The organism is Cytobacillus spartinae (assembly GCF_042865285.1).
Taxonomy (GTDB): domain Bacteria; phylum Bacillota; class Bacilli; order Bacillales; family Cytobacillaceae; genus Robertmurraya_A; species Robertmurraya_A spartinae.
Map to the genome: position 1 here is coordinate 24,752 of NZ_JBIACK010000003.1, position 20,319 is coordinate 45,070.

The following is a 20,319-nucleotide window of genomic DNA, read 5'->3' on the forward strand; positions in this document are numbered from 1 at the left end:
TTCAGGAAAAAAAATCCAAAAATATTATCCTAAACTAACAATGAGATTCCACCATCAACGATGATGGTTTGGCCTCTTATCATGCTTGCTTCCTCGCTTAAAAGAAACATCACCGTATTAACCATATCTTCAATTTCCACCATTTTTCCTGCAGGGGTTTTGGTTCGTGCTTCAGCTAATAACTCTTCCCTATTTGGGAAATGTTTTAATGCCTCTGTGTCTACTGCTCCACCTGAAACAGCGTTTACCACAATACCTTTCGGTGCAAGTTCTACTGCTAGGTATCTTGTTAATGCCTCAATTGCCGCTTTTGAAACTCCTACAGTTGTATAATTTTCAAGGTAACGAATGGCCCCTAATGAGCTGATGCTGACAATTTTTCCACCGTTGTTTTTCTCCATTAGCTTAGCTGCTTCTTGAGCGCAGAATAATAATGCCTTGCTATTAATATTCATCGTCCAATCCCAGTGAGATTCTTCTAGTTCCATCACAGGTCTCAACACGCCCGAAGCTGCATTACTAACAAAAACATCTAGACGTCCAAAGTGCTCATTTATTTCTTCAAACATTCCTCTAATTTTTTCTACATCACCGACATTAGCCTTAACTACTAGAACTTTTCTGCCTAGTGCTTCAATTTCTTCAGCAGTTTCTAAGGCTGCTTTTTTACTTCTTGCATAGTTGATGACAATATCATAGCCTTCCTTAGCCAGTCGAAGTGCAGTAGCTTTGCCAATCCCCCTACTACTACCAGTTATTAATGCAACTTTTTGTGTCATATAAAAATTCCTTTCTCTTTTCGGATCATTTTATGTACTCGTTTTTACTCATTTTTACTATATGAGTGGTTACATCACCAGTTATTATCATTTTAGCTTTCCTATGTATATATAGCAATTAAGATAAAAACACTACCTTTAGACAGTTATAAAAATGTGTTTGAAAGGAAGTAATGATATGTACGTAGGTCGAGATATGACTGAGCTTTCTATGATGTCAAAAAAAGACTGGAAAGATAGTGAGTTAGCTTTTTTTCATCATTCATTCCAGCAAATTGTTCCTTATCTAAATGCTGAGGGACAAACCATTCATCGCGAGATCGTTGAAGAAATTGAAGACCGCGGTGGATTAAAGCGACAAGAAGCCGACTGGACACACGGTACTAGAGTTCAATATGACTAAGTAATTAAGAAACCCCGCCTTATTGTGCGGGGTATTAAAATTATTCATTTATATAGTGTTTGATAATTTTTTGATAAGACACAGGAAATGCAAACTCTTCTAGTTCAGTTTTTGTAACTATTTTTACATCGTTTGCATGTTTAAAATCCGAAGTAAGTTTTGCCTCGTATATATTGATATTCCAAATTAAGTGAGAAAAAACATGTTCTAGTTGACCTAGTAGGTTGCCCATTTCAATGTCTAAATTATATGCTTGTTTTAGTTCACTTTTGATTTGGTCCTTTTCATTTATAAAAGGTAAATGGATTTCTGTATTTGGCAGTTCCCAAAGATTTGCCAACAATCCTTCTTTCGGTCTTTTATGAATGATGACATGATCCTCTTCATCTCTTATGATGACGGCTCCAATTTGAACTTTTCTTTGATTTTTATTTTTTGTTTTAATTGGTAATTCATTTTGTGTACCTTCATGAAAGGCATGACAATGGTCTCTTACGGGACATAATAAACATGAAGGACTTGTTGGTGTACATACTAGTGCCCCAAGCTCCATAAGGGCTTGGTTAAAGAAAGATGGATTATCATGTGAGATCATTTCTCTAATTGCTTCCTCAAAGACTTTTCGTGTTGCTGGCTTTGCAATATCCTCCCATATCGAAAGAATTCGGGATAAGACTCTCATTACATTTCCGTCTACTGCCGGTTCAGGAATTCCGTATGCAATAGAAAGAATTGCACCAGCGGTATAAGGTCCAACACCTTTTAGGGTAGATATACTTTTTAGTGTATTAGGCACCACCCCATCATATTTTTCATGAACCTCTCTAACAGCTGTTTGAAGATTGCGTACCCTCGAGTAATAACCCAATCCCTCCCAAGCCTTTAAAACTTTATCTTCGTCCGCACTTGATAATGCCTCAATGGTTGGGAATTGGTCAATAAAACGATTAAAATACGGGATGACCGTGTCTACGCGTGTTTGCTGAAGCATAATCTCTGAGACCCATACTTTATAGGGATCTTGATCCTTCCGCCAAGGTAATTCCCTTTGTTCTTCTTCAAACCATCCAATCAAGTCTTTTTGGAATCCAGCTATATCTACTTTTGTTAGATTTTCTAAACTACTTGCCATAATTGTGCCTCCAAGATGTTAAACATAGACCACATAAGGGAATATACTAATAAGGTGTAATTACACTTAGATTTAGCCTAGTGATAAACGCAAAAAATTTAAATAATGAGTTGTTGAAATAGGAAACATAATAGGATTGATAGTGCTACATTTTTCGAAGACTATAATGGTTTAATGCGGCTACTTTTTCAAAGCTAGGCATTCCATCTGCTTTAAACCACCAATAATAATCTGATCTAAGCAGCCAAATACAGAATGCTTTTCAGATTTACGTAGTTTTTTAAGGGCATGGTAATGAGCTTCTGTTGGTAACATGTAGGTCTCAATAATCTGATTTGGTTCCGCATCGGTTTGTATAACATTAAAGTCAATGGCTTCGTATGCTGGTAACATTCGAAAAATGTTTTTGACTACCTCTTGATACTGTGAAATAAAGGGTTGTTTCACTTCATATTTGACGATCATTTGAACTTTATGTTTCATTTTATTACAACTCCTTAAAAGTAGCTATTATAAACTATTTTTACAAGTAATTTACTGATAAAATAATATTAACAAGGTATATTTTATTGCCTAAAAAGGAGGTCCTTTCCATTTGGATACAGGTACTCACGTTGTAATGGGCTTAGCACTCGGAGGACTTGCTACCCTTGATCCGGTAGTTGCAAACAGTACTGTCACTGCATCCAGTGTTATGATCGCCACCATTGTTGGTTCACAAGCTCCAGATATTGACACCGTATTAAAATTGAGAAATAATGCTGTTTACATTCGAAATCACCGAGGGGTTACTCACTCAATCCCAGCTGTTTTGCTCTGGCCATTAGGGATTGTTGCGGTCATTTATCCGTTTTTTCCTGAAGCAAATTTACTCCACTTATGGATTTGGACATTTATAGCCGTTTTCCTTCATGTTTTTGTCGACATTTTCAACGCCTACGGGACCCAGGCTTTACGCCCTTTTTCGTCGAAATGGGTCGCATTAGGTGTTATTAACACATTTGATCCTTTCATTTTTGGGATCCATATACTGGGGCTTATTGCTTGGGCATTTGGAGCGCATCCCGGCTATACATTTTTAGGAATTTATGCGGTTCTTGTCGCGTATTACATCGTAAGGTTTATTACCCAAAAAGCAGTGCTTAGAGCTGTTAAACAATTAGTTCCTGATGCAACAGAGATCATCATTGCTCCCACTATGAAGTTTCACCAATGGCGGATTGCCGTTATGAATAAGCACCAATTCTTTGTGGGGCGCTCTCACAATAATAAGGTCACAATACTAGATCAATTTAACCGAGTAGCTGTTCCCGAAACACCCGTAATTGACGCTGCTAAAAAAGACAAGAATCTTTCGGCTTTCTTATCCTTTTCACCTGTCTATAGGTGGGAAGTAGATGAGTACGATGATTTTTATGAGGTGCGATTTATCGACTTAAGATATCGTAGTAATGGACACTATCCATTTGTGGCAGTCGTCCAGCTTGATACGGATTTAAATATCAAAACGTCCTATACTGGATGGATTTTTAGCGAGGAAAAATTAAGAAAGAAATTGGATATCATTCCAAATTAGGCGTGGCGTGCACTCATTTTTAGTGGGTGTGCGTTTTTTTGTGGTGTCTTAATTTGGTGGCTTGTTAGTTTTATGATGATTAACTTCTGACTTAGCACTTGCTATTTTCCTTGGTCCTGTCAGAAGTTCGATCTTCTTCTGACTTAACGCTTGCAATTCTCATTAGTCCTGTCAGAAGTTGAGGTAGCTTCTGACTCAACGATTGCCATTTGCCTTAGTCCTGTCAGAAGTTCAGGCACCTTCTGACTCAACGCTTGCAATTCTCCTTAGTCCTGTCAGAAGTTCAGGTAACTTCTGACTCAACGCTTGCCATTTGCCTTAGTCCTGTCAGAAGTTCGATCTTCTTCTGACTTAGCACTTGCTATTTTCCTTGGTCCTGTCAGAAGTTCGATCTTCTTCTGACTCAACGATTGGAATTCTCCTTAGTCCTGTCAGAAGTTGAGGTAGCTTCTGACTCAACGATTGCCATTTGCCTTAGTCCTGTCAGAAGTTCGATCTTCTTCTGACTCAAACGCTTGTAATTCACCTTGGTCCTGTCAGAAGTTCAGTCACCTTCTGACTCAACGCTTGCAATCCTCCCTTGGTTCTGTCAGAAGTTCGATCTTCTTCTGACTCAACGTTTACAATTTTCCCTTGGTCCTGTCAGAAGTTCAGTCACCTTCTGACTCAACGCTTGCAATTCTACCTTGGTCCTGTCAGAAGTTCGATCATCTTCTGACTCAACGTTTACAATTTTCCCTTGGTCCTGTCAGAAGTTCAGTCACCTTCTGACTCAAGGCTTACAATTTTCCCTTGGTCCTGTCAGAAGTTCAGTCACCTTCTGACTCAACGCTTGCAATTTTCCCTTGGTCCTGTCAGAAGTTCAGTCACCTTCTGACTCAACGCTTGCTATTCTCCCTTAGTCCTGTCAGAAGTTCAGGTAGCTTCTGACTCAACGATTGCCATTTGCCTTAGTCCTGTCAGAAGTTTAACCATCTTATGACTCAACACTTGCCATTTGCCTTAGTCCTGTCAGAAGTTCTACCACTTTCTGACTCACCCGTTGCTATTTCCCTTAGTCCTGTCAGAAGTTCAAGCGCCTTCTGACTCACCCCTTGCATTTCCCTTAGATTTGTCGAAAGTTCACATATTAACTAAAAAACGATGCCTCAAAACGACATCGTCTCTTAGTTAAGCTTCTTAGGATCTTGTTCTAAAAAGTGCTTATACTTCGGATTATTTGCAACAAACTCGTGAAGTCTCTCACCATAATTTTGAATCCATTGTCTTACAACTTTTTCTGTCATTTCACTACCTTTATATTCTCTACCAGCCTTGGCATAGGTTGTTTCAAAATCATCCCAAAGTAACTCTACCCAGGTTTGTGCCTCTTGAGCCGACAAATCTTTATTTTTCTCTAAAAGTAACTCAATTAATTTATTTTGGTAATCCTGCATCTAAATCACCTCTTTACCATATTTTTATCGCAAGAATTGATGATACTCATCTACTGGGTGGCCAATAATATGAGTACGTGATTAGCATTGACTTTCTTTGTTTTTCACGTTTTGCTATCTCTCGTTTGAGGAGGTTTGATGATGGTACGTAATAAAGCGAAGGGTTTCCCATATGGTAACGATAACAAATTTGAAGGCGAACCTCGTGCAAAAGCTGAATATGCTTCAAAAAGAGCCGATGGCAGCATTAATACACAGCCACAGGAACGAATGAGAGCATCAGCTAATCGTAAAAGTGATACATCAGAACTTCAATAGAACTGGAACTCACCAAGATGTAACCACTTAAGGAGGCTTTTTTATGGGCGGCAAAAACAAAAGTAGTAAAAAGTTTTTTGACAACAACCCTTATTCAAGTCCTTTTACAGCACCATGGTATCGACCAAAACACGCTCACGCGCAAGTAAATGGTGAAACACAACAAACTCAAGACCTCATTATTTTAGAACACCAAACGAGAAAAAGATCGTAAATGGACTCATCGGGAGCCAGTCTAATTCTGGCTCTCGTTTCTTTTAAGCATTGAAATCGGTAGTGCTTCTTCTTTATCACTGTTGACTCGACTTCCCCAGGCAAAGATTCCATTCATATAGTCGATTTTAAAAAATGAACCTGGGTCTCCTTCAATTTCGTACACTTCTCCAGCTTTGTATTCAGCCGGGTTTAATAGGTAAGCTTTGGCCATAATTGCTTTTCTTTCAAGTACGGCGAATTCACTTACCATCCCCATTTGTTCTGCTTTTTTCGCTTTATCATTTAAATTAGCTATTTCTTGTTGAAGCTCACTAACCGTCATATCACTATATCTTCTTTCCATTGCATTCACCTCAAGATTGTCTTTAATCAATAGTCTTCTCTCTCGTTTAAATATCGCTCAATCATATCGATAGAGAATCCTTTTCTATACAAAGTCTGTTTCATTTTTTGATTATATTCAAAACCAGTAAAATTTGAAAATTTCCGATGAGCTTTTTCTGCTTGATGGCGCAATGCTGCCATTTCTTCATCCTCTTCTTTTTCAAACGCTACTTCTTCTAGCGCTAGGGAAATTACTTGATGAGGATGGCCTTTACGTAATAGCAGTTGCTCCAGTTTTTGCTTTAGAATTCGTTCTGAATCTTTCTTGTATTTTTGAATATATTTATCGCATAACTGTTTGGCATTTTCTAATTGCTTAGTTAAAGTATACTCCATTAAGGCATTTTCAATAGTGGTGCTAGAAACTCCCTTTTCTCTTAATTCCCTTTTGATTAAGTCAGTACCTTTTTCAGAGGTATTCATTTGTGTTCGAACATAGGCTCCAGCAAATTCAGGATCGTTTAAAAACTGATACTCATATAACTTGTGAATAACCTCCTGAATGATAGGCTCGTCCACTTCTTTTGTTTTAAGATAATCACGTACTTCCGTTTCAGTTCTCATTTTTCGGGATAAATAATGAATACCTAGATTATATGCTTTTCGTATATCATCTTGAAAATTAATTTCAGTTAGCGAAAAGTCATCTAATTCCATTCCTTTTTTTAGATTAAACTTAATTAACACATCCTCGTCGACACTAAAAGCATACTCTTCACCTTTCCCATAGTCGACAAAAATACTATATCGGTCTAGATTATTTTTCTGTACCGCTATTTTTGTAATCACAGGCATCGTTTGTCACCTCGATATAAATGTAACATAATAGGGAGAATTTTAGCATATGTAAGGCCTTTAGAAATCTTGATGAGTTTTCATGAAGGATTTTGGCTATAAAAAGCGTAAGATATAACTAACAGTTTCATTAGACAGGAGGCACAACATGCGGATTGCGATAACCGGAGGAACAGGATTTGTAGGGAAAGCTTTGAAAGATGAACTACTAAGATGCGGACACACCGTTTTCATACTGACTCGTAACAAAAAACAAAGTAATCATCAGAATCTGTTTTATGTTCAGTGGTTAAACGAGGGTGATCATCCGGCTAACGAGATGAGGGAAATCGATGTTTTTATCAATTTAGCTGGAGAGTCCATTAATAGCGGTAGATGGACTGAAGAGAGAAAGAAACGGATTGTAAGTAGTCGAATCCAAGCGACCGAAGAAGTTTTAGACATCATACATAAACTCCAAAAGAAGCCAGATACTTTAATCAATGCTAGTGCAATCGGTTTTTATGGTACATCAACTTCTACAGTATTTACTGAGAGCAATAACGAAGCTGGAAGTGACTTTTTAGCCACAACGGTTGAAAAGTGGGAAGAGAAAGCAGCCGAAGCTAAAAAAGAAGAGATAAGAACGGTTTTTTGTCGTTTCGGAATTATCTTAGATAAAAATGAGGGGGCTCTCCCAAGGATGGTTCTCCCTTATAAGTTATTTGCAGGTGGGACTGTTGGTTCAGGTGAGCAATGGGTATCTTGGATACACTTAGAAGACGTAGTCTCCGCCATTTTATTTGCGTTAAGAAATAAGGATTTAATCGGTCCCGTTAATTTCACTGCACCTCAGCCCGTTAGAATGAAGGAGTTTGGAGAGATTTTAGGTTCAGTTTTACATCGTCCTCATTGGATTCCTGCTCCCTCTTTTGCCTTAAAGTTGCTTTTAGGTGAGATGAGCGACTTAGTGTTGAAAGGCCAAAAAGTCTTACCCAACAAATTAATTGACAGTGGTTATTCTTTTAAATATGCGAATTTAAGGAATGCTCTTTCAGATATTTATTCTTAAAGAGAGTATCTTTTCTTTCAATCTGGGAAAAATAAGGAAAGATTGTATTATTTTCTTTTTGAAAGGAAGATTTAAATGGCTGATAAAAAGAGAAAAGACAAGTCTAAAAGTACTTTATCAAGTATGCAAGAAGTAACTTATTCTAGGGAGTTTAAGTTGGCAGATCAAGCTGGTGGATTTTCAGAGAAAAAATCTAGGCACTAAAATCGCTTTTCAACAAACATAACTTTTCCATTCATAACAATTTAAGATGAGGTAAACATAAAAGTACGGAAACATGGTTTTCCGTACTTTTATTTCTGAAAGGGGTTATGTAGGTTGGGTCGTTCACACGGACATAAAACACGTGATCGAAATAAAGGCAAACTTCCACAAGTACCGAAAAATATGAAATCTGATGGTATTGATGTTGAATTTGATCGTGACTTAGCTGATCACGAAGATTTAGAAGCGATGGCTCGCTCGAAAGCCGCTGATGCTCGGGCTAAAAAGAAAATGAACCTTGACTAAAGATTCTATCTCTATGATGTAATTGTAATGTTATCCACAACTATTCTTTTAAAAAGCAGGGATAAATTTCTCCCTGCTTGATAATAACTTGTAAAGATGTGTTTGATGTTGCGTAGCTTTGATACATATTTAATAGATCATGTGCACTTATGTAAGTTGTGAACATATTTATCCACATAGTTGTGGATAATGTGGATAAAATTAATAGGTTCTTTATCCCACTTACATTTTCCTATAATATTTTTTGTTGATAAAATACTGTGAATAATTACAACTGTTTCTGTGGATATTGTTGATAAGTATGTGGATTACCTTGAAATATGCATTTTATCTATGGATAAAACGGTGGATAACTTTTAAGACCCTTCTCGTTTTTCTAAATAGATGCCACACAAGTTATTAAAGTATGGGCTGAAATATACACTTCATAGAATAAAAAAACGTGGAACAATTTGTCCCACTTAGTTTTATAATTCGATTTCAATCACTGATTGTATGTTTAACATATTTGGTTTTAAACGATACTCATGCAACTTTTGAGCAAATAGTTCCTCTAAAGCTTTTTCCTCATCATCCGCTCGAATAAGGCTTCTTCCCTCTAAAACAGAATCATCCTCCACAACTGCAAACCACGAAATGCGAAAAGTCTTCATATGTCCACCTCAATGCTGTAATAAAGCCAATTTTCCTATGACTCTATCATACTCCTTTTCTTATGGTTGTAGAAGGTAATAGAAGAAGCTTTTTAAAATTTTTGGTGTTGATTCGCTGATGTTATTTCACATCTTTCAAGCAATAGTTCTCCGATTTCTTTAACAGTATGGACGATATAAGTAGGTTCTGAATCCATGAGCTCACTATGCGATCCGTAGCCATAGGTGACTCCGATTGAATCAATACCCGTATTATTGGCACCGATTATATCATGTTTCCGATCACCAATCATAATAAAATCTTCTAGTGTACAGTCTTTCTTTACATCAAGTATGTATTGAATAATATCTGTCTTAGCTGATCTAGTCCCATCCAGGTTACTACCTACAATTAAGTCAAAATAGCTGTCTAATTTAAAGTATTGAAGGATCTTTTCTGCAAACACAGTAGGCTTAGATGTAGCAATGACCAGACTCTTACCTTGACCCTTTAAAGAATGAAGCAGCTCGGGAATAGACTCGTATACTTCATTTTCATACATCCCATGCTCTACAAACCTTTCTCTGTAAAGCTGAATAGCTTGTTCCACTTCTTCTGAATTAAAATGATAAAGCTCACTAAAAGAGTCTTTCAATGGTGGCCCAATAAAACTATCAAGTTGGTCTAGTGTTGTAACAGATATCCCCATTTTCCCTAGAGCATATTGAACAGACTTCGTAATTCCAACTTTGGGATCTGTAAGTGTCCCATCCAAATCAAATAATATCACTTTATATTTACTCATAACCATCACCTCATTTCTTATCTAAACAGATTTACCTTTTAAAAACTAGTAAAAAATTCCTTAAAATTAAACAAAAGACAACAACTCCCATGAGCTGTTGCCTTAGCAAATTTTTAATGTACTATAAATGACTCAATATAAGTGAACTAAGTAACCCTAAAGCAGCAATGAACCCGACAGCAGGTCCACCCTCTTCATATGCTTCTGGCATCATAGTTGATGAAACCATCGCGACTACACCACCAGCTGCAAATGCTCCAATTCCGGCAATCAATAAAGGAGACGCTTCACTCAAGAAAAGGTAGCCCCCAAGCGAGCTAATTGCAGATAAAACCAATACAATAAACCAAAGAAAGAGTATTTTCCGATTGGAGTAGCCATCTTTCTTTAACCCTACACTACTTGATAACCCTTCTGGAAAGTTGCTAATAAAGATTGCAACGACTAACAAAAGGCTGACAGTATCAGACTTTAGAAGGCTTAATCCAATAATAACCGATTCTGGAATTGCGTCAAAAACGGTACCAAAAAATATAGCAAGACCAGCAGATGCTTTTGTCCCTTCTTTGGATCTTTTACGCTCTTTTCCACCTTTTCTAGCTATGAAAAAATCGACTAGTGTGAATAGCAATGCGCCAAATAAAAATCCAATGACAGTTGGATAAATTCCGCCTTCTGTAATAGAATCTTCAAGCAGTTCAAACGACGCGGCACCGATTAGAACACCTGTGCCAAAAGCCATGATCATACCAATCCATTTCTTTTTGATGCGAACCAGGATCCCCAATAAAGCACCTAAAAAAACAGCGGATCCAGCCACTCCGCCCCATAAAGCAGCATTCAACATCGTGTTCGCCTTCCTTTAGAAGGTAATATAGAGTTAGTATGTATAGTTTATCCAACTACCATTCCATTCTATTACGGAATATAAATCGAGTAACTAACTAGTTCTGACCCACTCTCTTCTCTGCTCCTCTTAACCCATAGACGACGAAAATTCGGCATTCCATACCCGGAAAATTCGATACCACTCAACGCTTGATGATAGTTCTGTTCCTCTAGTGTATGATAGGTCAAAATGATAACAGCCTCCTTACATAGCCACTCTTCAATCAATAAAAATTGCTGAATACGATTGAGGAGAGTTGATTCACCAGCTACTTTTTCCAACATCAAATCTAGCTTTTTTCGATAAGGTTCATTTAATATCATCCGTAAAACACTGTTTTCACTCTTGTACATAATAAATAGACTTAATGCTTCATTCTCTTCAAACGTTTCCCCTACATAAAAAGCATCATATTTGTTAACCTCATTCTTACTGTAAATCATAGATAGAGGGACTGTGGTGACATTTAAGCGGATTCCTACCGTTTCACACATCCCTTTCAGCCAGTTCATATCCTCAATGCCCTCTTTGAACCTAAATGTTGCAACTTCAATCACTTCACCTTTATATCCACTCAAAAATAAGTGCTCTAAAGCTTTATCAAGGTTAAACAAGCTACGATCCTTACTCTTATAATCAAGAAAGCTACTGGCTGCTTGACGTCGTGGTAAGCCCAGCTCAGAAACAAGCCGCTTTCCATCGAGTAAATGCTTTAAGGCTAAACGAAAATGTTGATCATGATGAATGCCGGGTTTTTGCAAATTAAATGCGAGGAAAAAGCTACCTAGTTCCTTGTAAGTAGTTTTTTTATGATGATTCTCTTTTAATGGAACATTCGTCTCTTCTGTTAAAGATTTTGGAATATACCAGTATTCAATTTGGTCAAGAAACGCTCTACCTTCAAAATAACTTTGGAAAGCATCCAAAATTAATAAATGTTCCTCATGACGATTTACTTTAAAAGGCCCCGTTCCAATTGGTTTCTTTTCGGTAAAATTCACATCAAACGGAAGAATGGATGCATAGAAGCTGCTGATTAAATCTAGAAAAAGGTAGCTTGGTTCCTTCAATACAAAATTTACAGTGATATCATCATATACTTCTACTTTTTCAATACAATCAAACATCTCTCTAGTTGGGATGGTTTTATCAGATCGTAACCGATTAAAGGTATATTGGATATCCTTAGATGTCATCGTCCTTCCATGGTGAAAAAGTACGCCCTTTCTTAAGTAAAATGTCCACTCTTTGCCACTTAACTTCTCTTCCCAGGCCAATGCTAATCCGGGCTGAAAGGATTGGTTAGCTTTATCATAACGAATGAGTGTATCAAAAATTTGGCTAGCAATATGTGCTTCATGAACGATGGCAATTTTGGTAGGGTCTAAAGTATGGATTTGCGCATCTGTGGGGATTTTTAAAATATCTAGCCTTTGATTCGTTTTATTCGTTGACTGAAGACCAAAGTGATCCTGTAATAAACTTACTAACACCTCTTTTACATAACTAGGAAAGTGAGAGGATGTAGCAAAGATATAAGCCTCTTCAATCCTTTTTTCCTCTGTTAGTTGGTCAAGATACATACGAGCAGCTTCTAATAAAGATAGCCTAAATTTTAGAGGTGACTTTCTACCTCTCCCTTTCTGTGGGCTCCAACAAACCCACTCCTGTTCCAAAAATTTCTTAACAATGAGATTTGTATTCCTCATGGTACAAGAAAGAATTCCTGCCAATTCCCCTGTTGTTGTGTAAACCTCTTCGTGTTCCTTTACCTCTGAAAAAGATAATCTCATATTGATATAGTGCTCTAATATATCCATTCTTCTCTCCTAAAATACGAAATTACTTATTATCTGTTTACAGTTTTTCTTCTTATTTTCTTCATTATAATTTAAAGAGAAGAAGGAAGGTAGATAATATGAAATTTCGCAATTTACAACGTAATATTAAGATTAGATTATTTACGGATTTTGCTACAGATCTTACACAAATGGCCATCTTCCCGTTCATGGCTATCTATTTCTCAATAGAAGTAGGGCAAGGGTTAGCTGGAATTTTATTGATGATTAATGTTCTATGCTCCATCCTTGCAGGGCTCTATTCTGGATATTTGTCTGATCGATTAGGAAGAAAAAAAGTGATGTTGTTTGCGTTAACGATTCAAGTGTCCGCACTAACCGTTATGGCATTTGCCAACTCACCTTTTTACACCTCAGTTTGGCTAACCTATGTCATGTTTCTCATCAGCAATGTAAGCTCTGGAGTTATTAACCCAGCTGCTAGTGCCATGATTATCGATAGTAGTTCAGAGAAGGATCGGCCCTTCATTTACGGCTTACAGTACTGGTCAGGAAACATTGCGATAGCGATTGGGGCAACACTCGGGGGCCTATTTTTTGAAAGTAATCGATTCCCCCTTTTCTGTTTCTTTGCGGTGGTTAGTTTAACGACTTTACTTATCATCCTAAAATTCATCCATGAAACACTCCCTGTGAAAAGTGAGGAGTTAGTAACGGAGGTTGAAAAACCAGAACGAAAGAAGAGTTTTCTTTCAAACTACTTAAATGTACTTAAAGATGGAAGGTTCATGGTATTTGTATTAGGCACTATTTTTGTTATGTCATTGGAATTCCAATTGGATAAATATATCGCGGTCAGATTAAAACAGGAGTTCCATGCGGAATTTTTCGGGATGGACATTAGTGGGGTTAGAATGTTTAGTATTATTATTTTAATCAACACCATTTGTGTCGTTGTAGCCACTATTCATCTTTCAAAATGGCTGAGTAGATTTAATCGTCAAACCGTGTTAACAGTTGGACTGATTATTTATTCAATTGCTTTTGGAACACTTGGTTTTAGCAACAACTTCACCATTCTAATTCTAGCTGCTTTTATGTTTACGTTAGGTGAACTGATTTATTCTCCTACGAAGCAAACTATTCTTGCTGGTATTGTTCAGGATGATTCGAGGGCCTCTTACATGGCAATCAATGAATTATCATTTAATGTTGCAATGTTAATCGGAAGCTTAGGGTTAACAATCGGCGCATTTGTCCCGTCTAGTGTCATGGCAGCTCTTTATTTTATAATTGGAATCGCAGGTTTAATTTGTTTCAGGTCTGCCGTTAGTTATGGGAAAGCTAAAGAAGTGAAGATTTCTCATGAAGTTACTACCAGATAGTGCGCAATCTAGTAACCTTATTGCGGGTAAAAGGAAAGTTGTTTATTAATATAGAAACCTCAATATCATGATGATATTGAGGTTTCTTTTCATTTAGCATTTCCTTTCATTACGCTTTGTTTCTCTTTTATGTTTTCTATCCTTCGTATCGGCTCTCTTAGTTTTGGTGCCTTTTCTAGCATCTTGTCATACTGTTCAAGTGCTAGAGTGTAGTTCTTATCTGCTTCACTTCGGTCATTTAACTTTGCATAGTAGTCACCTAAAAGCTCGTACGTTTTCCCCATGCTATTGTGCACATAAATATATTGTGGAGAAAAGGCCAGTACATCTTCGCTTAGTTTTAACGAACGACGAAGAGCCTCAGTCGCTTTAGCATTCTGTTCTTGATTCATGTACATCTTTGCGAGTTCTCGATAAGCTGATGCCAAGCGGTTCCTTGATCCTCCTTGTGTAGGAGCTATCTCTAAAACCTTTTCAAATGTCTCCACAGCTTCATAAAAACTTCCCAGCGCATCATCATATAACTCTAATTCCGCTTGCAGAGCCATATAGTCAACAAGAGCATGACCTTTTTTCTCTAAGGCATCGACAAATTCAGGCGATTGACTCAAAACTTTATTATAAATAGAAATAGCTTGTCTAAAACTCTTAAGTTTGTCTGCTGGATTTTTCGTAGTTTTATAATGTTCCGCTAACCTTTTATACGCTAGCCCTTGATTCGTAAGGATACGCAAATAATGATTCTGTTGTTTATTTTCTAGAGCCTTTTCGTAAAAGTAAATAGACTTCTGATAACATTCGCCCTGTTTTTCGTAATGGCTACTACCATATAGCTCTCCAAGTTTTTCATAAGCGAGTGCTTTCATAGCTAGAACCGTAGAATGATCCTGGTGAAGTTTCAAGGCTTCATCACATGAAGCTAATGCGCTTTCGTAATTTGTCATAGACTCATCATAATTAGAAAATCGAATGTTTAATTTTCCAAGCCTAATATAGATAAGGGCTTGATTGGAGTAAAATTCTACGTCCTTTACTCCCTTATATGTTTGGTATTGAATCAATGCATCAGACAAATATTGAAAAGCAGCTTGGTATTCCGTTGTATGAATCATTACCTCGGCCAAATCCATACTGCTTTTCCCTAAATCTTTCAGTAGCTCTTGATTTTCCGTTGCTTTTACAGAGAAGATCTCTACAGCTTTTTTATAAGCCTTAATAGAATCATCATATTTACCCTGTAATAAGTGAATTTCTCCAAAATATTGATGAATATAAGCATGAAGCTCGCTATGTTCAAATTCTGATGAAAGGCTCATAAGATCGTTGTAACAGGATGCAATGAGTTGGAATTGACCAGCTGCTTGTAACATACGTCCTTTCTCTAAAAACCACTTAAAGAAATTCTCCCTAGACAGAGCAATCCGCCCATGGAAAAATGCCTCACGAAACGCTTCTTGATCTTTGTCTAAAAATAAATTCAGTTTTACATTTAGCAACTCTTGATTGTAATAGTTAAAAAGATAATGGTGTATCTGAGTATACAGATAAGGGTTGCTACTTTTTATCTCCTCTTGTAAGCTAGTCCTCATAATGGAATGCATATCCCATTTGTTCGTCTCAATTTCATTAATAAAGGAGAATCTAAATAGCTCTGTATAAGCTGTTGATGGATAACCCGTTTTAAACTCAACAATAAGCGATTGAAATAATTTAGTATCCCAATACCTTGTGAAAGATAGGACTCTTAATGTTTCTTTTTCCGAAAGTTCGAGATACCTTAAGAACCGATTTAAAATTTCCTGAGGAGCTTTAGAAAAATCATCTGGTTGGGCTGCCCGTTTCTCTTGAATCAAATTATATGTATCTACCATTAAATCTAGATAGTAAGGAAGACCTTGACTCGCTTGAGTAATAGTTCCAGCGATTTCTTCATCCTCAATTCCACAAGATTTTAGAAATTTTTCAGAGTCAGTTTGAGATAATTCTCCCATAAGATGTTGTTCCAGAACACTGTAGTCACCCCATGCTGGATTTGTTTTTGCCCATTGAATTTTCTCCCTCCCACATATTACCCATAGAACTTCTGGGAGCTGCAAAACAAATTCTTGCACCCAACTATCTTTTTCATAAAAGGAGCCTTGTTGACGATTCTTCTCCCAAATGGCTTCATAAGTATCTATAAAAATAACAACAGGAGGATGGTCATGCTTTTCAATATAATCCTTTAAATCAGCAGCCCAAAAAACTGGTAGCATGTCTTCAATTTCACTTGGAAGAGATTCCTGAAGAATGGACATGACTTCTTTTCCTCTACTACTCCACCAATCTAGCATGTCTTTATACTTTGAAAACCCATTAATTAGTCTCAGTGTTTTAGGAACCCATTGTGCTAAAGGCACATCTTCTAAATGATGAATCAGTTCCCCAACAAAACTTCCCTCTTCAATAAAAGGTAGTTCTTTATTGTTAGATTTTAGACTTAATTGAGGATTTAACTTGCTCCAGTAAATCGTATAAGCAAGATCAAAAGTTGTAAATTTGATTTTGTTTTTCTTTTTTAATTCCTCTCTTAACCAAAGCAATCCTTCTCCTGGATATCGATGCTTCTCTTCTTTAAAGTCAAGTATCGCTTTAATTGTACTAGGGTTTACCCTTTCCACCTTTTGAAAAAGTTCTCTTAAAAGCCTTGATTTCCCTATTCCACCTACACCGTAATACGTAAGTACTTTATATTGAGAGCTATCCTTTAGCTGAAAAGCATCGAAAAACGCCTTCGTAGGTTCCTCTCGATCGGTAAATTCACGAATAGCGGACTGAGTTTTCTTTTTCAAGGAATTTAAAGAGTATTTAGGTTTTAAATCCATGTCATCCCTCCACTTAATCAATTAAATTAGTATCTTTTACATGTGTGCAATATACCTTATTTTAACAAATAATTTAATTTTAGTTCGGTTACGTTATCACTTTATATGCTCGCCTCTCAGCATATTCAGAACATGGAATACAGACATTTATCTTTTTACCGCGGTCATCCTCATATTTTCGTAGAGGCTTAATTTTCCTTTTACATATGGCACATTTATTATTGAAAAAATTAAAATTGAACATGAATCTCTTCACCTCTTAACCTATACTTATTTACCTTTTATCATAAATGTTCATCTTGAAAAGTTAAAATTCATTGATTTCCACTAATTATGATAATATGAAAACATAATATTCCAAGGGAGATGAATCGAAGTTGAAGAATGAAATCATTGAACGTTTTACCTCTTATGTAAAAGTAGACACACAATCTAATGAAGAAAACCAAACATGCCCTTCTACTCAAGGCCAACTAACACTTGCTAATATGCTAGTGGAAGAGCTAAAAACGATTGGTATGCAAGATGTAACGATGGACGAAAACGGATATGTGATGGCTACTCTTCCTTCAAACACTGACAAGGAAGTACCCACGATTGGTTTCTTAGCGCATCTTGATACGGCAACAGATTTTACTGGTACGAATGTAAATCCACAAATCGTTGATCAGTACGATGGAAAAGACATTGTGTTGAATAAAGAATTACATATTACACTTTCACCTAATGATTTTTCAAGCCTTAAGAAATATGTTGGTCATACCCTTATCACAACAGATGGAACCACGCTACTTGGTGCCGATAATAAGGCAGGTATTGCTGAAATTATGACGGCGATGGCGTACCTCATTAACAACCCAGACATTAAACATGGGACGATTCGAGTTGCTTTTACTCCGGATGAGGAAATTGGACGTGGACCGCATAAGTTTGATGTTGCTGCATTCAATGCAAAATATGCTTACACGGTCGATGGTGGACCACTGGGTGAGCTGCAATACGAAAGCTTCAGTGCTGCGGCAGCAAAAATTGTGATTAAAGGAAACAACATTCATCCAGGGACTGCTAAAGGGAAAATGGTGAATTCAACTAAAATTGCGATGGAACTTAATAGTAAATTACCAGTGAACGAGGCGCCTGAGCATACAGAGGGCTATGAAGGTTTTTATCATCTACTTTCTTTTAATGGAGATGTAGAAAAAACAACTTTAAGCTACATCATTCGTGATTTTGACCGAGACAGCTTTAATGCGAGAAAAGCTACTCTTGAGAAAATTGTACAGGAACTACAAGCTAAATACGGAAAAGACACTATCTCTCTTGATCTAAATGATCAATACTACAACATGAGAGAAAAAATTGAACCAGTAAAAGAAATTGTAGATATTGCCTACCAAGCAATAGAGAACTTAGATATTAAACCAATCGTTGAACCTATTCGTGGTGGTACAGATGGCTCGCAGTTATCTTATATGGGACTTCCAACACCAAATATTTTTACAGGCGGAGAAAACTTTCACGGCAAATATGAATATATTTCCGTAGATAATATGCTAAAGTCTACAAAAGTAATTGTTGAAATTGCAAGATTGTTTGAGGAGAGAGCTTAGTTTTTATGGTTGGAGGCTCGGCCTAACTGTGGCTTTCAGACACACTACATGGAAGAGCTTTTTGAATGGCGGAAGGTAACTAAACTTAATGGTTAGTTACCTTTTTTCTATATTTTTTAAAAAAACTCTCACTAAGAGCACCACTTAGTACCAAGAATCTGCTCTAATTCTCAAAAACGTGTATTAACTTTTTAGGTTAATACCAATTTAAGTTTGTAACCAAGAAATCGGGTACTAAGAACGTCCCTTAGTACCAAAAGTTTGTTCTAATTCTCTAAAACTGGTACTAACCCACTCACATACACGAGGTAACACACTACGATGTTCCCTCTTTTTATACTCTCTGTTGGAAATATCTGATATATTAGTATTTACATAGTACTTTCTAAATATGGAGGTCATGATGACTCGTCTTACTGAACATTTAGTGGTCATTTCATTTGATTGTTTATCTGCTCTTGATTTTTCAATGCTAGAAGAGCTACCTAATTTTAAAGAGCTTTTGAAAAATGGTTCCTACTGTAAGAATGTAGAGACGATCTATCCTTCAGTTACTTACCCATGTCATGCCACGATTGTAACTGGGAAATACCCTAAAAACCATGGGGTAATTAACAATACTTTTATCCAGCCTGGTAGACTATCTCCTGATTGGTATTGGTTTCGTCACTATATTAAGTCTACTACCTTATATGATGAAGCGAAAAAGAAAGGAATGACAACGGCTGCGTTATTGTGGCCTGTTACTGGGAAAGCAAATATCGATTTCAATATGCCTGAAATCTTTGCTAATCGCCCTTGGCATCATCAAGTAGCAGTCTCGTTACGAAACGGAACACCCTTTTATCAACTAGATATGAATTATCGGTATGGTCATATGCGAAAAGGGTTAAATCAACCAGAGCTAGATGATTTTGTTTTGGAATCAACCGTTCAAACGATTAAAACGAAAAAGCCAAATCTACTTCTCGTTCATTTTACGGACTTAGATTCACAAAGACACTATCATGGTTTCTCGTCTGAACAAGCTATGGCTGCCATTAAACGTCATGACATTCGACTTGGACGAATTTTTCAAGCATTAAAGGAAAGTGGAATATACGAAAACTCCACCATTATTGCTCTAGGCGACCATAGTGCGCTAAATCATTCTCAAGTGATTAAACCGAATGTGCTTTTAAAAGAAAAAGGACTTATTCAAGTAGATAAAAATGGGAAAGTAGTAAATTGGAACGCATACTGCAAGAGCTGCGATGGTTCTGCATATATTTATGTAAAGGATTCCTCTGATTCAACAACAAAAGAAACTGTTACAAAGCTTTTCTTAGATTTAGCTTTAGATAAAAGAAATGGGATTGAAAGAGTATTTACTAGTGAAGAAGCTAGTAGTAAAGGTGCTGACCCGAATTGTCTTTTTATGATAGAAGCTACTCAAGGATACTATATAAAAGATGTGCTTGATGGAGAATTTCTCAATGAAATCACTGAAGAAGACGCGGAGTCTAAAGTATACACTCTAGCATCTCATGGATACTCACCTGAAAAAGAAAACTATGGTACAGTTTTCATGGCAACTGGAAAAGGAATTAAACCGAATGTCGTTGTGCCTCGAATGCACCTAGTTGACGAAGGTCCTACCTTCGCTCGTTTACTAGGTTTGGACCTTGGAAATACAGATGGCGAGGTTGTAGAAGAATTATTAAACATGTAAAGTTTATGTAAAATCTTAAGCGC

At 36.9% G+C, this 20,319-nt stretch carries 21 protein-coding genes; 10 read left to right on the forward strand and 11 right to left on the reverse strand.

Features of this window, described 5'->3' with window-relative positions; translation table 11 throughout:
• Positions 1–29: 29 nt before the first annotated feature.
• Complete coding sequence (gene fabL, locus ACFYKX_RS08080; RefSeq protein WP_389359891.1) at positions 30–779, reverse strand: enoyl-[acyl-carrier-protein] reductase FabL; 750 nt, start codon at positions 777–779, stop codon at positions 30–32.
• Positions 780–957: 178 nt separating this feature from the next.
• On the opposite strand from fabL, the gene ACFYKX_RS08085 reads away from it, so the two are divergent.
• Complete coding sequence (locus tag ACFYKX_RS08085) at positions 958–1,182, forward strand: hypothetical protein (RefSeq protein ID WP_389359893.1); 225 nt, start codon at positions 958–960, stop codon at positions 1,180–1,182.
• 40 nt (positions 1,183–1,222) lie between these two features.
• Here the strand turns inward: ACFYKX_RS08085 and mutY are convergent, their stop codons facing one another.
• Both mutY and ACFYKX_RS08095 read right to left on the reverse strand, forming a co-directional pair.
• On the reverse strand, positions 1,223–2,314 hold the full coding sequence (gene mutY, locus ACFYKX_RS08090) for an A/G-specific adenine glycosylase (RefSeq protein WP_389359895.1): 1,092 nt from the start codon (positions 2,312–2,314) through the stop codon (positions 1,223–1,225).
• Between the two features lie 180 nt (positions 2,315–2,494).
• Positions 2,495–2,797, reverse strand: a complete 303-nt coding sequence (locus ACFYKX_RS08095) for a hypothetical protein (protein ID WP_389359897.1) — start codon at positions 2,795–2,797, stop codon at positions 2,495–2,497.
• Between the two features lie 112 nt (positions 2,798–2,909).
• On the opposite strand from ACFYKX_RS08095, the gene ACFYKX_RS08100 reads away from it, so the two are divergent.
• Positions 2,910–3,890, forward strand: a complete 981-nt coding sequence (locus tag ACFYKX_RS08100) for a metal-dependent hydrolase (protein ID WP_389359899.1) — start codon at positions 2,910–2,912, stop codon at positions 3,888–3,890.
• A gap of 1,166 nt (positions 3,891–5,056) precedes the next feature.
• On the opposite strand, the gene ACFYKX_RS08105 is transcribed toward ACFYKX_RS08100, so the two are convergent.
• The gene (locus tag ACFYKX_RS08105; protein WP_389359901.1) at positions 5,057–5,326 is read right to left on the reverse strand and encodes a YfhJ family protein; all 270 of its coding nucleotides are present in this window, start codon (positions 5,324–5,326) and stop codon (positions 5,057–5,059) included.
• A gap of 141 nt (positions 5,327–5,467) precedes the next feature.
• Here ACFYKX_RS08105 and ACFYKX_RS08110 point away from each other — a divergent pair, with 141 nt between their 5' ends.
• Complete coding sequence (locus ACFYKX_RS08110) at positions 5,468–5,644, forward strand: small, acid-soluble spore protein K (protein WP_389360521.1); 177 nt, start codon at positions 5,468–5,470, stop codon at positions 5,642–5,644.
• 43 nt (positions 5,645–5,687) lie between these two features.
• On the forward strand, positions 5,688–5,858 hold the full coding sequence (locus tag ACFYKX_RS08115; RefSeq protein WP_389359903.1) for a YpzG family protein: 171 nt from the start codon (positions 5,688–5,690) through the stop codon (positions 5,856–5,858).
• A gap of 21 nt (positions 5,859–5,879) precedes the next feature.
• On the opposite strand, the gene ACFYKX_RS08120 is transcribed toward ACFYKX_RS08115, so the two are convergent.
• Positions 5,880–6,203 (reverse strand): YfhH family protein, encoded by a 324-nt coding sequence (locus ACFYKX_RS08120; protein ID WP_389360523.1) that lies wholly within the window; start codon positions 6,201–6,203, stop codon positions 5,880–5,882.
• A gap of 26 nt (positions 6,204–6,229) precedes the next feature.
• The gene (gene recX, locus ACFYKX_RS08125; protein WP_389359905.1) at positions 6,230–7,039 is read right to left on the reverse strand and encodes a recombination regulator RecX; all 810 of its coding nucleotides are present in this window, start codon (positions 7,037–7,039) and stop codon (positions 6,230–6,232) included.
• A gap of 148 nt (positions 7,040–7,187) precedes the next feature.
• Between recX and ACFYKX_RS08130 the strand changes: the two genes are divergently transcribed.
• The 3 genes from ACFYKX_RS08130 (at position 7,188) to ACFYKX_RS08140 (ending at position 8,600) form a co-directional block, all read left to right on the forward strand.
• Positions 7,188–8,090 (forward strand): TIGR01777 family oxidoreductase, encoded by a 903-nt coding sequence (locus ACFYKX_RS08130; RefSeq protein WP_389359907.1) that lies wholly within the window; start codon positions 7,188–7,190, stop codon positions 8,088–8,090.
• A gap of 75 nt (positions 8,091–8,165) precedes the next feature.
• Positions 8,166–8,294, forward strand: a complete 129-nt coding sequence (locus tag ACFYKX_RS08135) for a YfhE family protein (RefSeq protein ID WP_389359909.1) — start codon at positions 8,166–8,168, stop codon at positions 8,292–8,294.
• Positions 8,295–8,408: 114 nt separating this feature from the next.
• The gene (locus tag ACFYKX_RS08140) at positions 8,409–8,600 is read left to right on the forward strand and encodes a YfhD family protein (protein ID WP_389359911.1); all 192 of its coding nucleotides are present in this window, start codon (positions 8,409–8,411) and stop codon (positions 8,598–8,600) included.
• Between the two features lie 467 nt (positions 8,601–9,067).
• Here ACFYKX_RS08140 and ACFYKX_RS08145 read toward each other — a convergent pair whose 3' ends face one another.
• The 4 genes from ACFYKX_RS08145 to ACFYKX_RS08160 form a co-directional block, all read right to left on the reverse strand.
• Positions 9,068–9,253, reverse strand: a complete 186-nt coding sequence (locus tag ACFYKX_RS08145; protein WP_389359913.1) for a hypothetical protein — start codon at positions 9,251–9,253, stop codon at positions 9,068–9,070.
• A gap of 92 nt (positions 9,254–9,345) precedes the next feature.
• Positions 9,346–10,038 carry an HAD family hydrolase gene (locus tag ACFYKX_RS08150; protein ID WP_389359915.1) on the reverse strand — a complete coding sequence of 231 codons (693 nt, stop codon included), beginning with the start codon at positions 10,036–10,038 and terminating at the stop codon, positions 9,346–9,348.
• Positions 10,039–10,159: 121 nt separating this feature from the next.
• On the reverse strand, positions 10,160–10,885 hold the full coding sequence (locus ACFYKX_RS08155) for a ZIP family metal transporter (RefSeq protein ID WP_389359917.1): 726 nt from the start codon (positions 10,883–10,885) through the stop codon (positions 10,160–10,162).
• A gap of 71 nt (positions 10,886–10,956) precedes the next feature.
• Positions 10,957–12,747, reverse strand: a complete 1,791-nt coding sequence (locus ACFYKX_RS08160) for an ABC transporter substrate-binding protein (RefSeq protein WP_389359919.1) — start codon at positions 12,745–12,747, stop codon at positions 10,957–10,959.
• A gap of 98 nt (positions 12,748–12,845) precedes the next feature.
• Here ACFYKX_RS08160 and ACFYKX_RS08165 point away from each other — a divergent pair, with 98 nt between their 5' ends.
• Complete coding sequence (locus tag ACFYKX_RS08165) at positions 12,846–14,111, forward strand: MDR family MFS transporter (RefSeq protein ID WP_389359921.1); 1,266 nt, start codon at positions 12,846–12,848, stop codon at positions 14,109–14,111.
• 89 nt (positions 14,112–14,200) lie between these two features.
• Here ACFYKX_RS08165 and ACFYKX_RS08170 read toward each other — a convergent pair whose 3' ends face one another.
• On the reverse strand, positions 14,201–16,975 hold the full coding sequence (locus ACFYKX_RS08170) for a tetratricopeptide repeat protein (RefSeq protein ID WP_389359923.1): 2,775 nt from the start codon (positions 16,973–16,975) through the stop codon (positions 14,201–14,203).
• A 377-nt stretch (positions 16,976–17,352) separates the two neighbouring features.
• Here ACFYKX_RS08170 and pepT point away from each other — a divergent pair, with 377 nt between their 5' ends.
• Both pepT and ACFYKX_RS08180 read left to right on the forward strand, forming a co-directional pair.
• A complete protein-coding gene (gene pepT / locus ACFYKX_RS08175; protein WP_389359925.1) occupies positions 17,353–18,585 on the forward strand; it encodes a peptidase T in 1,233 nt (410 codons plus the stop codon).
• Positions 18,586–18,988: 403 nt separating this feature from the next.
• Complete coding sequence (locus ACFYKX_RS08180; protein ID WP_389360525.1) at positions 18,989–20,296, forward strand: alkaline phosphatase family protein; 1,308 nt, start codon at positions 18,989–18,991, stop codon at positions 20,294–20,296.
• The last annotated feature ends 23 nt before the right edge of the window (positions 20,297–20,319 follow it).